We start from the raw sequence: 23,250 nt of genomic DNA, 5'->3' as shown, positions 1-23,250 counted from the left end.
CTCACGGGAAACTAGTCGATGGACAAGCCGGAATTTTGGTAAAACCAGGTTTTCTGCTCCTCTAAGGCACTGTCCAACGTCTCGTCTAGGTAGATTCCCTGTCCCCGATGGACCAAAACAAATCCTCCGATGACGATGTCACGGTCCTCGGCAACGGTGCAGCCATGTCCAAATGCTTTGGCCGCTTTTTCCGCCAAAACATTGTCATGGGGAGCAAAACGCAGCTCGCAGCCCTCCAAGGGATATTTCTCCACCAGCTGCTTTACGCTTTTTGCGATTCTTTCCTCATAAGCCGGCGTTTTTGTATAGGAAATCAGCTTTTCCTTTACCTGTGCAAAGACCTTATCGCTCATTTCCATCCGTTTGATAAACAGTTCACGTTTGGCCTCATAGTCTTTTTTTGCAATCATGTGGGCTGTACGGGTACGGATTTCAGCAACGGCATCCTGAATCTTCTCATAAGATTCATTTAAAACCTCATTTTCGGCCTTTTCCAGTTCTCTCCGCTTGTAGTCCGCTGCTTCCTGGAGGTATTTTTCCTTTTCACTGGTAGCGTGTTCCATAATATCCGCTTCAATTCTTTTGGCCCGTTCCTGTAATGATGCCACGATCTTCACCTCCGTTGTGCCCGCCAATTTTTGCAGGCCGAATATTCTCAAAGTCTGTTTTTCCACTGGTAGGCCAACCGCCTATACACCAGCTAGATCTTGATACCAATAGCCTCCCGCACATATTGGGTGATGGCATCGGAAATCTGTTGGGATCCATGGCGGTCACCAATCTCTACAATCAGAGGCCGTTTACTGTGAAGCTTCATCTCGTAAATAATATCAGGACACAGCTTCATCAATTTGGTGGTGATGAGCACAATGCCCACTTCCTCGTCGGCAATTGCCTTCTGTAAAGCCTCTTCCACTTCCTGCGCCTCATGGACAACAACACCTTCGATTCCACATAGGCGCATGCCTACACTGGTATCCACATTGTCACTGATGAGATAAAATTTCATGGATGTTCCCTCTTCCTGAAATAACGCGGGAATGATCAGACCTTGTTGATGATCAGGATGGAGATCAGCAGACCATAGAGGGCGACACCCTCACCCAGAACCACGAAGATCATGGACTTACCAAAGGATTTGGGATCCTCGCTCACTGCACCGATAGCAGCGGGAGCAGCTGCGGCAACAGCAATACCGGCGCCCACGCAGGAAAGTCCGGTAACCAGAGCGGCTGCCAACAGACCCAGGCCGGAGCCTACTGACAATCCTGCTGCAGCTGCGGCAGGTTCAGCGGCGGATGCGATCATGCTGCCTACAGGGGTAGCCGCAAACAGAACAACTGCACCGAAGAAAACAGATAAATTCGCAATGACCCGGCGCTTAGCGCTTTTTTTATCGACGGAACGTTTGCACAGGGGCATCAAAGCCATGGCCGCAATGGCAACGATTGCTGCGGGGATTAAAAACATCAACATTCTACTCATCATCAGTTCCTCCAAATTCTTGATTTAATATGAAACTTGACACAGTCTCAGCTATTGCTCCTGTGTCTGATAGCTGACTTTGACGGGCTGGTAGGGATCCCCCTCCGCTTCAAAGAAGCGGCTGAACATTTCGTAGAATTCCAGACGAAGGACCTGAATACCCACAATCAGTCCCTCCATGCACATGACAAATACGTTGCCAATGATGATTACAATGGGGCTGGCTCCAGCGCCTACCATCTCGGCCAAGGTGGAAACCACCGCCATCATGCCGGCATGGCTCAGGATAAATCCGCCCACACGCAGGAAGGACATGGTGTTACTGATAAAGCTTAGCAGTATCTCAAACATCTCAAAGAAGGTAACGACAATAAAATTACCCACCCCTTCTTCGAAAATACCTTTACGTTTTGCCACCATTTTGGCCAGGGGTTCTTTCATGAACACTACCATCAACGGCAGCACAATGAGCAGCAGGATGTAAACGGGGTTTAAAATCTGCATACCCATGAGGGTCCCCACAGCAGCGAAAACAACAGCTGCGTAGAAAACGAAGCCGGCCAAGCCGTTCTGGGAGAAAATCGCCCGCTCTATATTTTTCTGTTTTATACCCAAAACTATGTTAAAGACCATGGATAACAGAATAATAAAGACGCCAAGACCTACAGCGAATAACAAGATGTTGCTGGTAGTAGCCGGCTCCATTACTTCAATAGGCTTTTCTGCAAAGCCCAGCATATGGTAAACGGGATCCAGCAGATGCTCAAAACCAAAGACAGAACCATAGATGCATCCGAATACCGCCGAGGAAATACCGATACGCATCATAATGGGGCCCAATGTCATCTTTTTAAACTTCCACAACAGCCATCCCACTAGGGAAATGACCAAGCCCTGTCCTACATCTCCAAACATCAGGCCGAAAAGGAAGGTGTAGGTAATCGCCACAAAGGGGGTAGGATCGATATCCTTATATCCTGGCAGGCCATACATGGTTGTGAACATCTCAAAGGGACGTACAAATCGATTATTCTTCAGTTCCACCGGGACATGGAGATCTTCCTTATATTCCGTTGGGCGGCTTGTTATCTCCACCCCAGACAGATTTTGGAATTCCCCTTTCAAGTTTTCATATTCCTTCTCAGGAACAAATCCTAAAACGTAGAACTTACCTTTCAATATAACCGCATATTTTCTCAGGTCAAAGGAGTCACTAAGGAATTTGAGTTTGGAATAGACCATCAGAAACTCTTCTACCCCTTGGTGATAAATCTGTTTGATCTCTTCCTTGACCTCTTTCAGCCTTGCTTCATTTTCTTTCATTTCCTTTTGAATCAGCGCGATGGCGTTTTCCGGCGTTCCGTGGGTATCGTCTGGGATCCGCAGGCGCTCAAAGAAAAGGGAGTTAAAAATACCGTCAACCGCTTCTGCGTCCTCATCGGCGGTGAGATATACACACCAATGATAAGCGCCATCGTTGTCAAAGGAATAAAAAACAAATGGCTCGTCCTCATAATAGCTGAGCTTCATATAACTATCCACCGGCAATCTGCCAAAGCGGACCTTCAAATACTTGATAGCAAATAATTCATCAAAGCTCAGATTGAGGGAGATAATATGCTGTAGATGGGTCAATGTCTGCCGGTAAGTCTCTTGGTGGCTTTCCAGATTTTTCTTTTCCTCTCGGAGCTTGGATACCCTCGCCTGTAAATTGTCAATGTAGGGAGGAATCTCCTCGAGAGACAAATTCAGCTTTTCAAAATCTGCATATTTTAGCTTAACTTGAAAGGTGTCAGCAATTCCCATCACCTTGCGCAATAGCTCCGCATAGGGATTATGCCCCCCCATTGCGGGCACACCTGCCGCGTATTCACTAAAGGATGTGAACGGCTCTGGCTGGAATACCGCCGATTTTGCCACACGCTGCAACGCTTCATCCAAGCAAGTTTCCGCTCCCTGGATCTCCACAAGGGTCATCTTTGTAATCGACACCAGCTACACCTCCTCTTTGAACGTTTGCAAGGAAATCCATTGTTGATCTCTCTTCATATTTTTCACCTAAGTTCTTCCGACTGCCTTTCGTCGGGTATATTTCTCTCCTGGCCGCTGGATGCTAAAAATCTCTTTTTTCACATCTTGGCGGCGAAGGCTCCGTCAAACCAAAAGGCTTCTGATCTCTTCCATTGGGACGCGGTATCGAACACCTTCGATAATACAGAAGATATTTTCAACCTCGATCTCAATACAGTTCATATAGGAAACCAATGCTACTGGCGCATCGATTGTAAACCGAAGCTGTTTGCCATTGGTATAGTAGTTGGTTTTTTCCGTCACATTTTCGATGTGTGAAAAGTGCTCTGCATTATAAAATCTCCCAAATCGCGTCTTCTGGAGAACAGCCATCATTGCTTCTGCATCTGCCGCGTCCACCATTTCATCCAATACTCGTCCCGTCATCTGACCTGGCACCTGCACCAGATGTTTACGGATTTGAGCTGGCTGATAGTGATAATACCGTTTAAGTCTATAGATCAACCCAACATTGCGGATGTCAATTTCCGTGCCGAAAATAACCGCTAGTTGCTTTGCCGTACTTCCTTTATAGTTCTTTCGGATCAGGGAGAAGACCTTTTCATAATAAAAGTTGAGCATGGCGCTTTCGCATCCAATGAGGTCGATATAGTCCACACCCTTTTGGGGATGAAACTGCTTAACGATACCATAATACTGGGTATGAGAAATCACCGAAAGCAGATCATCAAAGCTCCGTGCTTTTGCCAACCCCATCAAGTCAAATGACGCATACCTTATCATATAGGTTGGGAGTGAAATGATAAACTCATCGCTGGAATGGGAATTCAGCATCCGGATACAAGACAGGATCAGTTCAATTTCCGACCAGATGATTAGATAAGAGTAAAAGCTCTTTCCCTTCGAAAAATCATACCGCAATAATTTTGCATAGCGGTCAATCACACTTCTCCGAATGAGGTTTTCCACCTGTCCTCGATGAGCTGTCGCTTCGCTAATCGGAGCCAGCACATCCTGATACCAAGTTTCATTCTTCAAGTAGGCGGTAATATCAGAGACGCTTTGCATCCTCATCATTTCGTTGTAGTTTTCGGGCCGCAGCCGCTTGCCATACATGGCCCTTGCTTTTGTCAAAATCGCCTTATTAGAAAGTGAATCGAGCACAGCAACCGCCCTTTCTCCGCGCTTTTTTGCAACACAACCTTACATCCTGCGCGGTGGACAAAGATTGGCTCTACCTTATATAAATGTGTTTGACAGCACTATAAGCAAAGATACCTACTGCAAACATCGATGGAAGATCTCTTCTTCCCATTTCTTATGGTTTTCATCATACTTTTTCTGCATTTTTTGCAGCTGCTTTTGATTGTGTTGATCTAAACGGGAAAACGCTTCCTGCACCTGGGCATCCCCCTCCTTTTCAAGTAAGGAGATACGATGTTTCGCTTTTTCCAAATAGGACCGTTTGAAACTTTCTTTTTCGCTTTCCATTGCCGCCTTTGTTTGTTCTAACTCTGTGCGGGCGTCGTTTACCATCTGGGCAGCCGTCTGATCTATCTGCAGAAGGCGTGCAACTACTTGATCCATCAACCCAACCTCCTTTTTCAATCAGTGGGCAATTTCTCGCTAATGCACTTATGATATACCTATTTTTTTGCCTTTTCAAGAGAAAATGTATAGAAAATTGAAGGAATCCAAAGGGATATTCTATACATTTTGAGGATATAACAATCGAAATTCCCTCTGTAAATAAAAAAATATTTTTTCCCACTTGTTTCTTTCATAAATTCCCATTGTTTATCCTCGCAGAATATATGTCTCAATGATGGATATACTATGTATTGCACGAAAAAGCATTGCATGCTTTTTTGTCTCTTTTTCTGTCCCCGCGCGGATGGGAAAAGCAAATGATTTTTTATACCGCGCGGAGAAGGAGTTTTTATGTTAGATAAAATTGCATTGGTCCTTGTGATCATCGGTGCACTCAACTGGGGCTCCATCGGTATCTTTTCCTTTGACATTGTTGCATGGGCTTTTGGCGGGCAGGCTGCAGCCGTCAGCCGCATTATTTATACATTGGTTGCCCTAGCGGGCATCTGGTGCATTTCCCTGCTGTTCCGCAGCCCGGAGACTAATGAGATAACCGAATAGGTTCGCGCAAATGAAAAACGCATTATTTCCCCACAAAAAAAGCACAGGATACTAAAGTATCCTGTGCTTTTTATCTCTAAAGAGATTGATTATTCGTTAATTTTGGTAACAACGCCGGAACCAACAGTTCTGCCGCCCTCACGGATAGCAAAACGCAGACCCTCTTCAATAGCGATGGGGGTAATCAGTTCAACGTCCATCTCAACGTTATCACCAGGCATGCACATCTCTACGCCCTCGGGCAGATGGATAACGCCGGTAACGTCAGTAGTTCTGAAATAGAACTGGGGACGATAGTTGTTGAAGAACGGAGTGTGACGGCCGCCCTCTTCCTTTTTCAGGATATAAACCTGGCCGCGGAATTTGGTGTGAGGATGGATGGAACCGGGTTTGCACAGGACCTGTCCACGCTCAATCTCAGTTCTCTGGATACCACGAAGCAGAGCACCGATGTTGTCGCCAGCCTCAGCATAGTCGAGGATCTTGCGGAACATCTCAATACCGGTAACAACAGTTTTCTTTCTCTCCTCGGTCAGACCAATGATCTCAACCTCGTCAGAAGTCTTCAGCTGGCCACGCTCAACTCTACCGGTGGCAACAGTACCACGACCGGTGATGGTGAAGACGTCCTCAACAGGCATCAAGAAGGGCAGATCAGCTTTACGCTCCGGAGTCGGAATATAGTTGTCAACAGCTTCCATCAGGTCCAGGATGGGTTTGTATGCGGGATCGCTCAGATCATTGGGAGCTTCCAGTGCTTTCAGAGCGGAACCAACAATGATGGGGGTGTCATCGCCCGGGAAGTCATAGCTGGACAGAAGGTCACGGATCTCCATCTCAACCAGCTCAAGCAGCTCAGGATCGTCAACCTGGTCAGCTTTGTTCATGAAAACAACGATATAAGGAACGCCTACCTGACGGGACAGGAGGATGTGCTCACGGGTCTGAGGCATGGGGCCGTCAGCTGCGGAAACAACCAGAATAGCGCCATCCATCTGAGCAGCACCAGTGATCATGTTCTTAACATAGTCAGCATGTCCCGGGCAGTCAACGTGAGCATAGTGACGGTTTTTGGTCTCATACTCAACGTGTGCGGTGTTGATGGTAATGCCACGCTCTCTCTCTTCAGGAGCTTTATCGATCATATCGTATGCGACATACTCGGCCTGGCCTTCCATGCCCAGGGTCTTTGTAATCGCAGCGGTCAGAGTTGTCTTACCGTGGTCAACGTGGCCGATTGTACCAATGTTAATATGGGGCTTCGTTCTTTCAAATTTAGCCTTTGCCATTTCGTGTGGCCTCCTTTAAATTCATTCACATTTTATTGGTCATCACAGACTACAATTGGTATTGTAGCAATAAATTTAAGGAAATTCAAGTATTTTTAGAGAATATACCGGGATTCCAACAGGGTTTCCCAGAGATTCTCCCTTCCCGTACACAGTCGGGAAAATGAAACGCCAAATTAGTCCTTTTTACCTCTGGTGCTCATGATCTTTTCTGCAATGGATTTCGGCACTTCAATGTAGTGAGAAGGCTCCATTACATACTGACCACGGCCCTGAGACCGGGAACGCAGCGCATTGGAATAACCAAACATCTCGGACAGGGGCACAAATGCCTTAATTTCCTGAGCGCCGAAGACAGCCTCCATGCCCTGGATCTGGCCACGGCGGGAGTTGAGGTCTCCGATGACATCGCCCATGTATTCCTCAGGGACATTAACAGCAACCTTCATGATCGGCTCCAGAATGACGGGATCTGCTTTCTTCATTGCCTCTTTAAATGCCATAGAACCGGCAATCTTAAAGGCCATTTCAGAGGAGTCAACCTCGTGATAAGAACCGTCATACAGGGTAACGATGACATCTACAACCGGATATCCGGCCAAAACGCCTGCCTGCATGGCTCCCTGAATACCAGCGTCAACAGAACCGATATACTCTTTCGGGATGGCTCCGCCCACAACCTCGTTGCGGAACTCGTAGCCTTTGCCGCTCTCGTTGGGTTCCAGTTTGATCTTAACGTGACCATACTGACCTTTACCACCGGACTGACGGGCATATTTGTAATCCACATCAGCCAGTCTGCGGACAGTCTCTTTATAGGCAACCTGAGGTGCGCCTACATTGGCCTCAACCTTGAACTCTCTGAGCAGACGGTCAACGATAACTTCCAGATGAAGCTCGCCCATACCTGCGATAATGGTCTGACCAGTTTCCTGATCGGTATAGGTTCTAAAGGTGGGGTCCTCTTCAGCCAGCTTGGCCAAGCCAATGCCCATCTTTTCCTGACCAGCTTTGGTCTTGGGCTCGATAGCCAGGTTGATAACCGGCTCTGGGAATTCCATGGACTCCAGAATGATGGGATGTTTGGGATCACAGAGAGTATCACCAGTCGTGGTGTTCTTGACACCTACTGCGGCGTAAATATCGCCGGCGTAGCACATCTCAATATCTTTTCTGTGATTGGCGTGCATCTGCAGAATACGTCCCATTCTCTCCTGCACGTCTTTGGTAGAATTGTATACCGCGCTACCAGCAGCAAGGGTACCGGAATAAACACGGAAGAAGCACAGCTTACCTACATAGGGGTCTGTTGCAATCTTAAATGCCAAAGCTGCAAAAGGCTCTTTATCAGAGGAAGGTCTTTCCTCTTCCTCACCAGTCTCGGGATTGGTACCTTTAATGTGGGCAATATCCGTGGGAGCAGGCATATAATCCACAATTGCGTCGAGGAGTTTTTGGACGCCCTTATTCTTATAAGAAGTGCCGCAGCAGACGGGTACAACTTCATTGGCGATGGTACCTTTACGGATGGCTTTCTTGAGTTCCTCGATGGTGGGCTCTTCGCCTTCCAGGTATTTTTCCATCAGTGCGTCGTCCAGCTCAACAACTGCTTCAATGAGCTCAGAATGGTACTGCTCTGCCTTCTCCACCATATCCTCGGGGATATCCTCTATCCGGATATCTTTTCCCAGATCGTCGTAGTAGACATAGGCTTTCATCTCCAACAGGTCGATGATGCCCTTAAAGAACTGCTCCGCACCAATGGGAAGCTGGATGGGAAGGGGTTTACATTTGAGGCGTCCCTTCATCATGTCGATAACATGGTAGAAGTCAGCGCCCATAATGTCCATCTTATTGATATATGCCATACGGGGCACATGATATTTATTCGCCTGGCGCCAAACGGTTTCAGACTGAGGCTCAACGCCGCCTTTTGCGCAGAAAACTGTGACGGAGCCGTCGAGGACACGCAGGGAGCGTTCTACCTCAACAGTGAAGTCAACGTGTCCCGGAGTGTCGATAATGTTGATTCTATGGCCTTTCCAATATGCGGTAGTAGCAGCAGAGGTAATGGTAATACCTCTCTCCTGCTCCTGGGCCATCCAGTCCATGGTAGCGCTTCCGTCATGGGTCTCACCAATCTTATGGTTGATACCGGTATAGAACAGGATACGCTCGGTGGTGGTGGTTTTACCCGCGTCGATGTGAGCCATTATGCCGATATTACGAGTTTGCTCTAAAGCGACATCTCTTGGCATAGTCTCCTCCTTCAGTAACAAACGACTTGGAACTTACCTTTGTTCCTCAAATTGATATGCTGTCAGAAATTCCGACAGATAGACGGCTATCCGGCAGGAAAAAACCTGTCGGATCCGTCCAGAAAAACAGCAGCAAAACCGCTGTGTTGGATAACGAACTACCATCTGTAATGGGCAAATGCTCTGTTGGCCTCTGCCATCTTGTGGGTATCTTCGCGTTTTTTGACAGCTCCACCGGTGCTGTTAAGGGCATCCATGATCTCGCCGGCAAGGCGCTCTTTCATGGTCTTCTCATTACGGGCGCGGGAATAACTGGTAATCCAGCGCAGGCCCAAAGTCTGACGACGCTCAGGCCGAACCTCCATGGGCACCTGATAGGTAGCACCACCGACACGGCGGGCCTTGACCTCCAGGACAGGCATGATGTTCTCCATAGCCTGCTCAAAAGCCTCCAGGGGATCTTTCCCGGTTTTTTCCTTAACAATATCGAATGCACCGTATACAATCTTCTGGGCCACACCCTTTTTGCCATCCAGCATGATGTTGTTGATGAGTCTGGTCACCAGTTTGGAATTGTAAAGCGGATCTGGCAAAACGTCACGTTTTGCGACACGACCTCTTCTTGGCACTTCGCTTCCCTCCTTCACATTATGATATCATCGGTACTCGAAAGCGACAATACTTCCGCGGTGCCAATGCGGCCGGTGTTTATTTATACATAAACGCCGCATCAGCAGCTCTAGTTTCAATAAAACTATGGAAGAATTATTTCTTTGCGGCACCAGCTTTCGGACGTTTCGCACCATATTTGGAGCGGCCCTGCATTCTCTTGGCAACACCCTGGGCATCCAGAGTACCGCGGATGATGTGGTAACGCACACCAGGCAGGTCCTTAACACGTCCGCCACGGATCAGCACAACGCTGTGTTCCTGCAGATTGTGGCCGATTCCCGGAATGTAAGCTGTCGCCTCCATGCCGTTGGAAAGCTTAACCCTGGCAACTTTACGAAGCGCAGAGTTCGGCTTCTTCGGGGTCTGTGTTCTGATTGCAGTACAAACACCACGTTTTTGCGGAGAGTTCTGATCGATAGCAACGCGCTTTTTGGAGTTGTAACCCTTCAAAAGAGCCGGAGCTGTGGATTTTTTCTCGACCACCTCTCTACCTTTGCGTACGAGCTGGTTAAAGGTTGGCATATCGCACCTCCTTACTTTGTTGTCGGGAAAACCCGGAATGTATGTCAAGAAAGGGGATTTCTCCCCTTCCTAGGCAACAGAAAGTGGGATAAAACAGCAGATTCTGGCTGTTTCACACAAGTATATAGTTTATCATCATTCCTGGGGCGTTGTCAATACCTCTCCTGCAGGAACTACCTGTACATTGCTGTAGCAGTTCATGCCGGTACCCGCAGGGATCAGCTTGCCGATGATGACGTTTTCTTTGAGTCCCAGCAGCGGATCCACCTTGCCCTTGATGGCGGCTTCGGTGAGCACTCGAGTCGTCTCCTGGAAGGAGGCGGCGGACAGGAAGGAGTCGGTGGCCAGGGATGCCTTGGTAATACCCAGCAGCACTGGGATATAGGTGGCCTTTTCCAGTCCCTCTTCCCCAGCAGCGATCCTCTCGTCGATCTTGCGGTTTTCCGCGATCAACTCGGTCTTGTCAACCAAGGAGCCAGGCAATAGGCCGGTGCTGCCTGCTTCATCCACCCGGACCTTTCTCATCATCTGACGGACGATAACCTCAATGTGTTTATCATTGATGTCAACACCCTGCATCCGATAAACCCGCTGGACTTCCTGGATCAGGTAATCCTGAACAGCCAGGGCACCTTTGATGGCCAGAACGTCATGAGGATTGACAGAACCCTCTGTGAGCATGTCGCCGGCTTCTATCACATCGCCCTCCTGGACCCGCAGACGGGAACCAAAGGGGATCAAATAGCTCTTTTCATCGCCGGTTTCTTTATTATAAACCACCACATGGCGGTTTTTCTTAATTTCTTCCATCCGGACCTCACCGCCGATTTCGGAGATGATGGCCAGATGCTTGGGCTTTCTTCCCTCGAAGAGCTCTTCAACACGGGGCAAACCTTGGGTAATATCCTCTGCCGATGCGATACCGCCGGTGTGGAAGGTACGCATGGTCAGCTGGGTACCCGGTTCACCGATGGACTGGGCCGCGATGATACCGACGGACTCGCCCACCGCCACGGGATTACCATTGGCCAGGTTAGCTCCGTAGCACTTGGCGCAGACGCCGTGCTTGGACTCACAGTTGAGGATGGACCGGATCTTCAGACGGGTGATGCCTGCCGCTGCAATCTTCGCGGCATCGGCGTCGTCCATCATCTTATCCCTGGTTACCAGCACTTCGCCGGTGTTGGGATCGATCACATCATCAGCCACATACCGTCCGATGAGACGCTCGGTCATAGGCTCGATCATCTCGCTGCCGTCCTTGATGTCGGATACCCAAATGCCCTCATGGGTGCCGCAGTCATCCTGGCGGATAATCACATCCTGGGAGACATCGACAAGCCTACGGGTCAGGTAACCGGAGTCAGCGGTACGCAGTGCTGTATCGGCCAGTCCCTTACGGGCGCCACGAGAGGAGATGAAGTACTCCAAGATGTTGAGGCCTTCACGGTAGTTAGCGCGGATAGGAATCTCAATGGTGGTACCTGAGGTGTTGGCGATGAGTCCGCGCATACCAGCCAGCTGACGGATCTGGTTGATGGAACCACGAGCGCCGGAGTCTGCCATCATAAAGATGGGGTTATACTGATCCAGGTTCTCAGTCAGTGCGTCGGACACCTTCTTGGTGGTCTCATCCCAGGTCTTGATCACCTGGTTATAACGCTCATCGTTGGAAATCAGACCGCGTTTATACTGGCGGGTAATCTTTTCGATGTTCTCTTCCGCCGCTGCCAGCAGTTCCTTCTTCTGGGGCGGAATCACTGCGTCGCAGACAGCCACAGTAATAGCGCCGCGGGTAGAATACTTAAAGCCCTGGGCCTTAATTTTATCCAGTACCTCAGCAGTTTTTGCCGTTCCGTGGACTTTTATACACTTTTCAATGATCTGTCCCAGCTGTTTTTTACCAACCAGGAAGGATACTTCCAAATTAAAGAGGTTTTCCGAATTGGAGCGATCCACATAACCCAGGTCCTGAGGAATGGGCTCGTTGAAGATCAGCCGTCCCACCGTAGCATCGATGAGTTTGGACATCTTCTTGCCGCCCAGCTCTTTGGTCATCCGCACCCGGATGGGAGCATGGAGTCCAACCACGCCTTCCTGATAGGCCATCAGTGCCTCGTTGACATCCCGGAATACCTTGCCTTCTCCCGGCTCGCCATCCTTCACCAAAGTCAGATAGTAGGAACCGAGCACCATGTCCTGGGTAGGCACGGTAACGGGACGTCCATCGGAGGGCTTGAGCAGGTTGTTGGCGGCCAGCATGAGGAAGCGGGCCTCTGCCTGTGCCTCTGCGGACAGGGGAACGTGAACAGCCATCTGGTCGCCGTCAAAGTCGGCGTTGTAGGCGGTACACACCAGTGGATGGAGCTTCAAAGCGCGGCCCTCGACCAGCACCGGCTCAAATGCCTGGATTCCCAGTCTGTGCAGGGTCGGCGCACGGTTGAGAAGCACGGGATGATCTTTGATCACGGTTTCCAGCGCGTCCCAAACAGGGCCTTTGGCCCGCTCTACCATCTTCCTGGCGCTCTTGATGTTACCAGCGGCGCCGGTTTCCACCAAACGTTTCATGACAAAGGGCTTGAAGAGCTCCAGCGCCATCTCTTTAGGCAGACCGCACTGATACATCTTCAGCTCCGGGCCGACGACGATAACCGAACGTCCGGAATAGTCAACACGTTTGCCCAGCAGGTTCTGGCGGAAACGTCCCTGTTTACCCTTGAGCATATCGCTGAGGGATTTCAGCGGCCGGTTGTTGGGGCCGGTCACCGGACGTCCCCGGCGGCCGTTGTCGATCAGCGCGTCCACTGCTTCTTGAAGCATCCGCTTCTCGTTGCGGACAATGATATCAGGAGCACCCAGCTCCAAAAGCCGTTTTAAACGGTTGTTTCTATTGATAACACGGCGGTACAGATCATTGAGGTCGGAGGTGGCAAAACGGCCGCCATCCAGCTGTACCATGGGGCGAATATCCGGCGGGATGACCGGTACGACATCGATGATCATCCACTCCGGGCGGTTGCCGGACAGGCGGAAAGATTCCACCACTTCCAGCCTTTTGAGGATACGCACCCGTTTTTGTCCGGAAGCGCCCTCCAACTCATCCTTCAGTTCTTTGGAAAGTTCCTCCAAATCAATTTCTGCCAGCAGTTCTTTGATGGCCTCAGCGCCCATCCCCGCCTTAAACTCATCTTCGTATTTTTCCCGCATATCACGGTACTCTTTTTCGGAGAGAAGCTGTTTTTTCTCCAGGGGAGTCGCGCCGGGATCAATAACAATATACTGTGCAAAATAAAGCACCTTTTCAAGGAACCGGGGGGACAGGTCCAAAATCAGGCCCATCCGGGAAGGGATTCCCTTAAAATACCAGATGTGGGAAACCGGGGCCGCCAATTCAATATGGCCCATCCGCTCACGGCGGACTTTAGAGCGGGTGACCTCAACACCGCAGCGCTCACAAATTTTCCCTTTATAGCGCAGACGTTTGTACTTACCGCAGTGGCACTCCCAGTCCTTCTGGGGCCCGAAGATACGTTCACAGAAGAGGCCGTCGCGCTCTGGCTTCAGTGTACGATAGTTGATCGTTTCCGGCTTCTTAACCTCTCCGTAAGACCATTCCCTGATCTGATCCGGAGACGCCAGCCCGATCTTTATCGATTCGAATACGTTAAATTCCATATTGCGACCCCCTTATAGATTTTCGTCATCCAAATCCGCAATGTCTACGCCCAGGTCGTTTTCCACATCGACCACATCATCGCCGTCGTCGAGATCAAACATATCCAGCGCATTGAAAACCGCCTCATCGTCAATTTCGTCGATTTCCGGCTCTTCCACGGCGTAGCCATCCATGTCCTCCTCGACTTCCACTTCCTGATTTTCAAAGGTAGAGGGCTCCTCCACCGGAGCGAGGCCCATATCCTCATCGTCGTCAAAGGACTGTTTCAGGTCAATCTCCTCGTTGTTGGCGTCAAGAACCTTGACATCCAGGCAGAGAGACTGCAGCTCCTTAATAAGCACCTTGAAGGATTCAGGGATGCCGGGCTTAGGCACGTTCTGGCCCTTGACAATGGCTTCATAGGTCTTGACACGTCCCACCACGTCGTCGGACTTCACCGTCAGAATCTCCTGGAGGGTATAGGCTGCGCCGTAAGCCTCCAGAGCCCAAACTTCCATCTCACCGAAACGCTGGCCGCCAAACTGGGCTTTACCACCCAGCGGCTGCTGGGTAACCAGGCTGTAGGGGCCGGTAGAACGGGCATGGATTTTATCGTCAACCAGGTGATGCAGTTTTAAGAAGTACATATATCCGACGGTAACTGGGTTGTCAAAAGGCTCACCGGTCCGGCCATCATAGAGAATGGTCTTTCCGTCTTCTCTCAGTCCCGCCTCTCTCAGGCAGTCACGGATATCCGCCTCGTGAGCGCCATCAAAGACCGGAGTCATGACCTTCCAGCCCAAAGCGGCGGCGGCATAACCCAGATGGACTTCCAGTACCTGTCCGATGTTCATACGGGACGGAACGCCCAGAGGATTCAGGACGATATCCAACGGTGTGCCGTCGGGCAGGAAAGGCATATCCTCCTGAGGAAGGATACGGGAAACAACACCCTTGTTACCATGACGTCCAGCCATCTTGTCGCCGACAGAAATCTTTCTCTTCTGAGCGATATAGCAGCGGACTACCATGTTGACACCAGGAGAAAGTTCGTCGGAATTTTCACGGGTAAAGACCTTGACATCCACCACAATACCATATTCGCCGTGGGGAACACGGAGGGAGGTATCCCTAACCTCTCTCGCCTTCTCGCCAAAGATAGCGCGGAGCAGGCGTTCTTCGGCGGTAAGCTCTGTCTCTCCCTTGGGGGTAACCTTACCCACCAGAATATCTCCGGCGCGCACCTCGGCGCCTACCCGGATGATACCCATGTCGTTAAGATCTTTAAGGGCATCCTCGCCTACGTTGGGAATATCCCGGGTGATTTCCTCAGGCCCGAGCTTGGTGTCTCTGGCCTCGATTTCATATTCTTCAATGTGAATGGATGTAAACACATCATCCCGTACAATTTTTTCATTGATGAGGACTGCGTCCTCGTAGTTGTAACCCTCCCAGGTCATAAAGCCGATGAGAACATTTTTACCCAAGCTGATCTCGCCGTTGCAGGTAGCAGGGCCGTCAGCGATGACCTGGCCTACCTTGACACGCTCACCGCGGTTCACAATGGGACGCTGGTTGGTGCAGGTGCCTTGGTTAGAGCGGAGGAACTTAATCATGTGGTAGGGATGCAGTTCTCCGTCGTCGGTGCGGATGACTACTTCATCGGCGGAAACACGCTCCACCACGCCGTCGTGTTTGGAAAGCACCACAACGCCGGAATCCACAGCAGCCTTATACTCCATGCCAGTGCCTACGATGGGGGACTGGGTTTTGAGAAGCGGCACAGCCTGCCGCTGCATGTTGGAGCCCATCAGAGCGCGGTTGGCGTCGTCGTTTTCCAGGAAGGGGATCATGGCTGTGGCCACAGAGACGACCATTTTGGGGGAAACATCCATGAAGTCTACCCGCTCCCGCTCTACCTCGATGATCTCATCCCGGTAACGGGCGTTAACTCTGGGTCTCACAAAGCGTCCATTTTCGTCAATAGGCTCGTTGGCCTGGGCGACAATATAATCATCCTCCACATCGGCGGTCATATAGACTACCTCGTCCAGGATGACGCCGGTTTCCTTATCCACCCGGCGGTAGGGCGCTTCTACAAAGCCGTATTCATTGATCTTTGCAAAGGTTGCAAGATAGGAGATCAAACCGATGTTAGGACCTTCTGGGGTCTCAATGGGGCACATACGGCCGTAGTGGCTGTAGTGCACGTCACGGACCTCAAATCCGGCGCGGTCACGAGAAAGACCGCCAGGGCCCAACGCGGAAAGACGGCGCTTATGGGTCAGTTCCGCTAAGGGGTTGGTCTGATCCATAAACTGGGAAAGGGGCGAAGATCCGAAGAACTCCTTGATGGCGGCCACCACCGGGCGGATATTGATCAGCGCCTGGGGGGTGATGACATCCATATCCTGGGCCTGGATGGTCATCCGCTCACGGATAACGCGCTCCATTCTGGAAAAACCAATGCGGAACTGGTTTTGCAAAAGCTCACCCACGCTGCGGATACGGCGGTTACCCAGATGGTCGATGTCGTCGATTTTGCCCACTTCCATCGCCAGATTGTTGATATAGTTGATAGAAGCAAGAATATCTGCTTTAATAATATGTTTCGGAATAAGGTCATCAGCCCGGGAGACGATCATATCATTCAGTGCGTCGCCTTCCAAGTTCTGCTCCAGGATCTCCTGGACTACGCAGAAACGGACCTTTTCATTGATGCCCAATGCCTTGGCATCCACATCGGGGAAATAGTCGTTTAAATCCACCATACCGTTGGAGATGACCTTGACTACGGTGCCCTCCACATCAATATAGGCGGTATCCACGCCGGCCTTTTCAATGGCCAAAGCCTTTTCACGGGTGAGGATTTCCCCTTCCTCTCCCATGATCTCACCGGTCAATGGGTTGACAACAACAGCCGCCAGTTTCCGGCCTGCAATTCGGGCGGAAATCGCCAGCTTCTTATTGTATTTATAACGTCCTACCCTGGACAGGTCATATCTACGGGGATCAAAGAACAGCGCGTCAATATGGGACTGGGCACTTTCCACTGTGGGAGGCTCACCAGGACGCAGCCGCCGGTATACCTCCAGAAGCGCCTCTTCCATATTCTTGGTGGCATCCTTCTGGATGGTGGCCAGGATGCGCTCATCCTCGCCGAAAAAGTCCAAAATTTCCTGGTCGCTGCCCAGACCCAGAGCCCGGATAAAGGTGGTGACAGGGATCTTTCTATTCTTGTCGATTCTGACATAGAAGATATCGTTGGAGTCAGTCTCATATTCTAGCCACGCGCCCCGGTTCGGGATGACGGTGGAGGTGAACAGCTTTTTGCCCGTCTTGTCATAGGTCATACCGTAGTAGATGCCCGGAGAACGGACTAACTGAGAAACAATAACACGCTCGGCGCCGTTGATGATGAAGGTACCGCTTTCGGTCATGATGGGGAAATCTCCCATAAAGATTTCCTGCTCCTTGACCTCGCCTGTCTCCTTATTGAGCAGGCGGGCGCGGACCCGCAGAGGTGCGGCGTAGGTTACATCTCTCTCCTTGCACTCTTCCACCGAGTACTTTGGTTTGTCATCCAAGCGGTAGTCGATAAAATCCAGAACCAGGTTACCGGTATAATCCGTGATTGCGGAAATATCACGAAATACTTCCTTCAACCCTTCTTCCAGGAACCATCTGTAGGAATTCTTCTGCACCTCGATCAGATTGGGCATGTCCAGGACCTCATTGATCCTAGCAAAACTCATGCGGGTCGTCTTTCCGAGTTGCACCGGCTTGACATTCACCATAGGCTCACACTCCATTCGTCTATTTGCCAACCTTTTTATACAAACCAAACAGGAAGCCCCATATCTTTCTGTCGGATTTGCTGATTCGTATTGAAATCCTTTGTATCCTGTGCTATAATACTTTGTGATTAGGGCGCGTATAGCCATTTTGATACAGTATATTATTATATAATAGCAAGAAGCCGATGTCAAGGACATTTTGGCGTGTTTTGCCATCCAATGAAACAAAAAAAGGAACGCTTTCGCGTTCCTTTTTTATGTTTTCATCTAATTCTTTCGTGCAGCTTTTATTCCTGCACAACCAGAGCCAATAGGCGCATTACACCTTCCCCTGTGTTTTTGATGGAGTGAGCCGCGCCGCCTCTAGTAAAAATGGCGTCGCCCGGGCCTACCTCCACAGGGGCTCCGTTATCCCACACTGTCCCTGTGCCTTCCATGATATAGTACAGCTCCGTTTCACCGCTGTGGACATGTTCCCCGATAGAATCACCAGGATCAAATTCCAATACAGCCGCAAAACGCCACTTAGGCGGATTGCCCTGGGGCGCCAGATGCCTGCAACCAATCGCACCGTCTCCGCCCCGCCAGGCACTACGGGTTTCCATCTTCATCTCTGCCGCTTTGACTACCATAGAAATCCTCCTCTTCTCTGCCAAGCTTATCAATAAGATTCGTTCTGTATCTATAAGCATAGCGCAAAGCAGAGAGAAATACAAGAAGTCTTTTATGGCAGCAGATGGAAGGTAAGGGGGATAAGAATAGGCACCGCGATGGAGCAGATAACGCCGTTGAGGACGGCAACTACCGCTACCTCCTCACTGGTGTATTTCATCAAAATAGGCAGGGTGGTATCCTCACTGGTAGCCGCCGCAGGGGCAATAGCCGTATAATGGCCGAATCGGGTGGCAATGAGAGGAATCAGAACAAAAGAAAATATCTCCCGGAATACATTGCTGAGAAAGGTCATGGTGCCGATTTGGGCGCCGGCCAGATCCTGCATCATAATACCGGAAAGGCTGTACCATCCTAGTCCCGAAGAAATGGCGGCTGAGGTGTGCAGCGGCATTCCCATAAGCACGCCGGCGATACTGCCGAACAGCAGGGAGCCCACCACAATTCCCAGGGGTATGTAAAGGATCCTTAGGTTAAATTCCTTGAGCTTTTTGAAAACCAGCTTGTTGGCGCCTACCGTAATTCCCACCGAAAGCAGCAGCAGATTTAAAAGCGCGTCTGACGCCGTGTCGATGATTCCCACCGCACTTTCTGGAATAAACTGCCCTACGGCAACTCCCGCAATAAGGCTGATGATGGCAAACAATATGGTCATTTTCTTCCGTCCTTTATCTTTCTTCCGCCTCTTCTTTGGAGTCCTGCTGGTCTTCTCCTTCATCCCTGGAAACGTGCCGGGTCAGCAGTGCCACGAATAGAATGCTCCCTCCAATGGTCGCGAGAGCAAAAACCACCGACTCCCAGCCCACACTCTTTAGGTCTTTCCAAAAGGTAGGACCACTGCCTAGGGATATCCCCATGGAAAAGATGAGCAGGAATACACAGGCCTGCTGGATGATGCTGTTGGCCTTTTGCAGCTTAGCTGGAAACAGCTTGGCGCCGACAAACATGCCCACAGCCATAAAGAACAATACAGAAATCACGTCAGACTCCCTTTCCCATTCTAAACCCCATAGAAATAGGAGGCCGGCGTCGGTGCCCGCCGACGCCGGCCTCCTATTTTTGCCGTCCAAGCTTATTGATTTAAAAATTCATAGAAGGCCCGGTAGGTATTATATACATCATTTTTTGCCACAACCTCAAAGGGCGCATGCATGGAGAGGACAGGAACACCTACATCCACGACATCGACCGAAAGGCCGGCAATGTATTTGGCCACGGTACCGCCGCCGCCAAAATCCACCTTGCCAAGCTCACCGGTCTGCCATACCACACCGGCCTGATCCAATACAGAGCGGACCCGGCCCATAAATTCGGCTGAGGCATCGCTGGTAGAGCTTTTGCCCCGGGCGCCGGTATATTTGGTCACTACAACGCCGTAATTGAGATACGCGGTATTTCTTCTCTCCACCACGTCAGGGAAGGTGGGATCAAAGGCTACATTGACATCCGCAGACAGGCACATAGAATTTTGCAGCACTGTTCTCCCCTCCACACCATAGGGGGCCGCCAAATCGCTGATGAAGTATTCCAGGAAGCGGGAATCCAGGCCGGTGTTTCCCTCGCTGCCCGTCTCCTCCTTGTCGGCGAAGATGACAACAGAGGTCTTCTTGGGCGCCTTGCAGTGAAGGGTTGCCATAAGAGAAGTGTAGGCGCAAACCCGGTCGTCATGACCGTAAGCGCCGATCATGCTCCGGTCAAGGCCCAGGTCTTTGGCTTTAAATGCCGGCACCAGCACCAGTTCCGCGGAGAGAAAATCGCTTTCCACCATACCGTATTTCTCGTGGAGGATGGAGAGGATATTCAGCTTTACCTTTTCGCTGGCCTTATCGTCCTTAAAGGGACGGCTGCCGATGAGGATATTCAGCTCCTCACCCTTGACCCCTTCCGCCAAGGTCCGTTTGCTCTGTTCGGTGGCCAGGTGAGGCAGAAGGTCGGTAACGCAGAAAATTGGATCCTGCTCGTCCTCACCGATATTGACCTTCACCGTCTCCCCGTCCCGTTTGATCACCACACCGTGGAGAGCCAAGGGGATGGCGGTCCACTGGTACTTTTTGATGCCGCCGTAATAGTGGGTCTTAAAGAGGGCGAGCTCGGTGTCCTCATAGACCGGACGGGGCTTTAAATCCAGCCGGGGGGAGTCAATGTGGGAGGCGGCGATGTATACGCCCTGTTCCAATGGCTCCGTACCCAGGGTGGCGCAGATGAGGGCCTTGCCCCGGTTGTTATAGTAGACCTTGTCCCCAGGGGCATATTTTTTCCCAAGGACAAATTCCTCATAGCCAGCGCCCTTTAGCATCCCGATAATGGCCTCCACAGCTTCCCGTTCGGTTTTGGCCCGGTCTAGGAATACCTTATAATCTTCACAGAAGGACTCTGCTTTCTGAAGATCCTCCTGGCTCATGATTTCATAGCTGTTCTTTGGTTTTTCGCAGAGCTGCTCCTGGAGAAGCTGGCCTGCGGTTTTCTCATTTTTCATCGGTACTTACCTCCTCGTTCATATCATAGAGCTCTTTATATTTTTCCATGGTCTTTTTGACCTTTGCTACATAACTGGATGTATCCCCATAGGGAATGTGGTCGATATTCTTCCCATCGCTGGAATATTGGGGGTCATTCAGCCACTGGCGGATGCTTCCCCATCCCGCATGATAGCCGCACAAGGCGTTGTCGATGGTCCCATACTCATCCAATAGGGTGCGCAGAAGGAAGGTTCCATATTCCACATTGTATTCAGGATTAAACATGTCGTCGTAAGTAAGATCCCGGTCGTCTCCCATCCGGTAGCCCACCCAATCAAAAGTTTCCTCTGTCAGCTGCATGAGTCCCCTGGCTCCAATAGAGGAGACAGCCTCGGGATCAAAACCACTTTCACAGCGCACTACAGCATAGACAAGGGCACGGGGCAGATTGTTTTTCTGGGCATACTTGTCGATAATATCCGTATATTTTAAAGGATAGGCTATCTCGTAATATTTATCCCTGGCCACAAAGAACAGGGAGGTCAATACAACAGCCAGCACCAGCAAAACCGCTACAATCCAGAAAATCTTTGATCGTTGAGAGATCTGTTTGATTCGTCTTGGCATAGTCTTCCTTTCAGCTTTAGCATTTGGGCAAGCTTTTCAGCGCTTTTATAAAGTTCCTGAAGGCTGCCGCTGTTTTCGATGATGATATGGCAGTGTTCATAAAAGAAATCGTCTCCCGGCTGGCTATGAATCCTGTCCATAGCCTGCTCATAGCTCAACCCATCCCGGGCCATAATCCGCCGGCAACGGTCCTCCTCCGGGGCGATGACAGCGCAGATTTCCTGACACATCTGATCCGCCCCGCTCTCAAAAAGGGTGGGGGCATCCAGGACCACCACATCCCTGCCCTGAGAAAAGAGCTGCGCCATCTGCCGCTTTATCTCCTCACAGATCACGGGAAGCATAATCTCATTGAGGGTTCTCAGCCTTTCCGGATCGGCAAAGACGATACCGCCCAGCTTTTTTCGGTCCAGGGCACCCTCTCGGATAATCTCCTCGCCAAAGGTTTCCCGCAGCCGCACCAGGGCCGGCATCCCAGGCAAGACTACCTGCCTTGCCACCAAATCCGCATCGATTACAGCAATTCCTTCCTGGCGCAGGGTCTCGGATACGGTGGATTTACCAGCGCCAGTCTGGCCGGTCAGGCCTAAAACAAAGCTCACAGCTTGATCACCTCAAACCCTGCGGCTCTAATCAGCCGGTTATACACCGCCAAGCCCACCCCTTCTTTGTCAGGGCAGCGGGCGTAGACTGTCTCCTCCCCTGCGTCATCCAGCTCCCGTAGTTTGTCAAAAAGCCGGGCCGCCTGGGTGGCAGCGTCTTCTTTTTTGCCGTAAGAGAACGCCCTTACCGAAAGGAATGCTTCCTCCCCGTCAAAACAAAGGGCAGCTGTCTTTCCCTGCTGATGGGTTTTCACATATTCCGCAAACTGTTGAAGGCTCCCCTCCACCAGGATGACATGGGCCTTAGGCGCGTAGTGTTTGTATTTCATGCCTGGAGAACTGGCCTTTGCTCCGGCGGACAGTTTGTGAAGCACCGCCGGATCCACCTCTACCTGCCCCAGCACAGCTTCCAGCTGCTCTAAGGTAATCCCCCCCGGCCGCAGAAGCCGCGGCTTTCCCTCCGCCAGGGTGATAACGGTGGATTCCACCCCTACCTGGCAGTTGCCGCTGTCCACAATGGCGTCTACCCGGCCCATCATATCCTCGATGCACCGGCGGGCATTGGTGGGACTGGGCTTGCCGGAAAGGTTGGCCGACGGAGCCGCCAGAGGAATTCCTGCCGTCTCAATAATGGCCCTTGCCACCGGATGAGAAGGCATGCGAATGGCCACCGTATCAAGTCCCCCAGAAGTCTCTGGGGGGATACGCCCGCTCTTTCTGACGATGATGGTCAGAGGGCCCGGCCAATAGGCCTCAGCCAAACGCCGCGCCCCGTCAGGAAAGTCCTCCACCAAAGGGGGAATCATCTCCATATTGCTGACATGGACAATCAGTGGATTGTCAGAAGGGCGGCCTTTTGCCTCATAGATACGGCGGACTGCGCTTCCATCCAAGGCATTTGCCGCCAACCCATAAACCGTCTCAGTAGGGATGATAACAAGGCCCCCAGCGCGGAGGATCTCCGCCGCCCGGCGCACATAGCTTTCGTCCTTTCCCGGATCCTCTATGGGGAGTATTTGCGTATTCATTT

20 protein-coding genes are annotated in these 23,250 nt (G+C 50.9%); 1 reads left to right on the top strand and 19 read right to left on the bottom strand.

What is annotated here, in order from left to right; all coding sequences use genetic code 11:
- Window positions 1-11 precede the first annotated feature (11 nt).
- From WGC32_RS04830 to WGC32_RS04805, 6 genes are all read right to left on the bottom strand, one after another.
- Window positions 12-608 (bottom strand): V-type ATP synthase subunit E, encoded by a 597-nt coding sequence (locus WGC32_RS04830; protein ID WP_342680877.1) that lies wholly within the window; start codon window positions 606-608, stop codon window positions 12-14.
- Window positions 609-700: 92 nt separating this feature from the next.
- A complete protein-coding gene (locus WGC32_RS04825) occupies window positions 701-1,009 on the bottom strand; it encodes a V-type ATP synthase subunit F (protein WP_191482817.1) in 309 nt (102 codons plus the stop codon).
- Between the two features lie 35 nt (window positions 1,010-1,044).
- Window positions 1,045-1,488, bottom strand: a complete 444-nt coding sequence (locus WGC32_RS04820; protein WP_191482818.1) for an ATP synthase subunit C — start codon at window positions 1,486-1,488, stop codon at window positions 1,045-1,047.
- 48 nt (window positions 1,489-1,536) lie between these two features.
- Window positions 1,537-3,477, bottom strand: coding sequence for a V-type ATP synthase subunit I (locus WGC32_RS04815; RefSeq protein ID WP_342680875.1), 1,941 nt, complete (start codon window positions 3,475-3,477; stop codon window positions 1,537-1,539).
- Window positions 3,478-3,639: 162 nt separating this feature from the next.
- Window positions 3,640-4,680, bottom strand: a complete 1,041-nt coding sequence (locus tag WGC32_RS04810) for a V-type ATPase subunit (protein WP_342680874.1) — start codon at window positions 4,678-4,680, stop codon at window positions 3,640-3,642.
- A 114-nt stretch (window positions 4,681-4,794) separates the two neighbouring features.
- On the bottom strand, window positions 4,795-5,103 hold the full coding sequence (locus tag WGC32_RS04805) for a hypothetical protein (RefSeq protein WP_342680873.1): 309 nt from the start codon (window positions 5,101-5,103) through the stop codon (window positions 4,795-4,797).
- Window positions 5,104-5,457: 354 nt separating this feature from the next.
- Between WGC32_RS04805 and WGC32_RS04800 the strand changes: the two genes are divergently transcribed.
- Window positions 5,458-5,667, top strand: a complete 210-nt coding sequence (locus WGC32_RS04800; RefSeq protein ID WP_191482822.1) for a DUF378 domain-containing protein — start codon at window positions 5,458-5,460, stop codon at window positions 5,665-5,667.
- Between the two features lie 89 nt (window positions 5,668-5,756).
- On the opposite strand, the gene tuf is transcribed toward WGC32_RS04800, so the two are convergent.
- From tuf to WGC32_RS04735, 13 genes are all read right to left on the bottom strand, one after another.
- Window positions 5,757-6,956, bottom strand: coding sequence for an elongation factor Tu (gene tuf, locus WGC32_RS04795; protein WP_342680872.1), 1,200 nt, complete (start codon window positions 6,954-6,956; stop codon window positions 5,757-5,759).
- 176 nt (window positions 6,957-7,132) lie between these two features.
- On the bottom strand, window positions 7,133-9,214 hold the full coding sequence (gene fusA, locus WGC32_RS04790) for an elongation factor G (protein ID WP_342680871.1): 2,082 nt from the start codon (window positions 9,212-9,214) through the stop codon (window positions 7,133-7,135).
- A gap of 158 nt (window positions 9,215-9,372) precedes the next feature.
- Window positions 9,373-9,843: a 30S ribosomal protein S7 gene (gene rpsG, locus WGC32_RS04785; protein ID WP_191483187.1), complete on the bottom strand. Its 471-nt coding sequence runs from the start codon at window positions 9,841-9,843 to the stop codon at window positions 9,373-9,375.
- A gap of 136 nt (window positions 9,844-9,979) precedes the next feature.
- Entirely contained in the window at window positions 9,980-10,408 is a 429-nt protein-coding gene (rpsL, locus tag WGC32_RS04780) for a 30S ribosomal protein S12 (RefSeq protein WP_191483186.1), read from the bottom strand.
- 135 nt (window positions 10,409-10,543) lie between these two features.
- On the bottom strand, window positions 10,544-14,083 hold the full coding sequence (gene rpoC / locus WGC32_RS04775; RefSeq protein WP_342680870.1) for a DNA-directed RNA polymerase subunit beta': 3,540 nt from the start codon (window positions 14,081-14,083) through the stop codon (window positions 10,544-10,546).
- Between the two features lie 12 nt (window positions 14,084-14,095).
- Window positions 14,096-17,860, bottom strand: coding sequence for a DNA-directed RNA polymerase subunit beta (gene rpoB / locus WGC32_RS04770; RefSeq protein WP_342680869.1), 3,765 nt, complete (start codon window positions 17,858-17,860; stop codon window positions 14,096-14,098).
- 287 nt (window positions 17,861-18,147) lie between these two features.
- Window positions 18,148-18,492 carry a cupin domain-containing protein gene (locus tag WGC32_RS04765; protein ID WP_342680868.1) on the bottom strand — a complete coding sequence of 115 codons (345 nt, stop codon included), beginning with the start codon at window positions 18,490-18,492 and terminating at the stop codon, window positions 18,148-18,150.
- Between the two features lie 92 nt (window positions 18,493-18,584).
- Entirely contained in the window at window positions 18,585-19,187 is a 603-nt protein-coding gene (locus tag WGC32_RS04760) for a LysO family transporter (RefSeq protein WP_342680867.1), read from the bottom strand.
- Between the two features lie 13 nt (window positions 19,188-19,200).
- Window positions 19,201-19,512, bottom strand: a complete 312-nt coding sequence (locus WGC32_RS04755; RefSeq protein ID WP_342680866.1) for a LysO family transporter — start codon at window positions 19,510-19,512, stop codon at window positions 19,201-19,203.
- A gap of 92 nt (window positions 19,513-19,604) precedes the next feature.
- Complete coding sequence (locus WGC32_RS04750) at window positions 19,605-21,008, bottom strand: aminopeptidase (protein WP_342680865.1); 1,404 nt, start codon at window positions 21,006-21,008, stop codon at window positions 19,605-19,607.
- The gene (locus tag WGC32_RS04745; protein ID WP_342680864.1) at window positions 20,998-21,618 is read right to left on the bottom strand and encodes a lytic transglycosylase domain-containing protein; all 621 of its coding nucleotides are present in this window, start codon (window positions 21,616-21,618) and stop codon (window positions 20,998-21,000) included. The genes WGC32_RS04750 and WGC32_RS04745 overlap by 11 nt, the downstream gene beginning before the upstream one ends.
- Window positions 21,564-22,220: a dephospho-CoA kinase gene (coaE, locus tag WGC32_RS04740; protein WP_191483198.1), complete on the bottom strand. Its 657-nt coding sequence runs from the start codon at window positions 22,218-22,220 to the stop codon at window positions 21,564-21,566. The genes WGC32_RS04745 and coaE overlap by 55 nt, the downstream gene beginning before the upstream one ends.
- A complete protein-coding gene (locus tag WGC32_RS04735) occupies window positions 22,217-23,248 on the bottom strand; it encodes an L-threonylcarbamoyladenylate synthase (RefSeq protein WP_342680863.1) in 1,032 nt (343 codons plus the stop codon). The genes coaE and WGC32_RS04735 overlap by 4 nt, the downstream gene beginning before the upstream one ends.
- Window positions 23,249-23,250 lie beyond the last annotated feature (2 nt).

This window comes from Zongyangia acetica, assembly GCF_038739695.1.
Classification (GTDB): Bacteria; Bacillota; Clostridia; order Oscillospirales; family Ruminococcaceae; genus Zongyangia; species Zongyangia gallinarum.
Note: the sequence above shows the minus strand (reverse complement) of the source record. Positions and strands in the feature narration are given on the sequence as shown.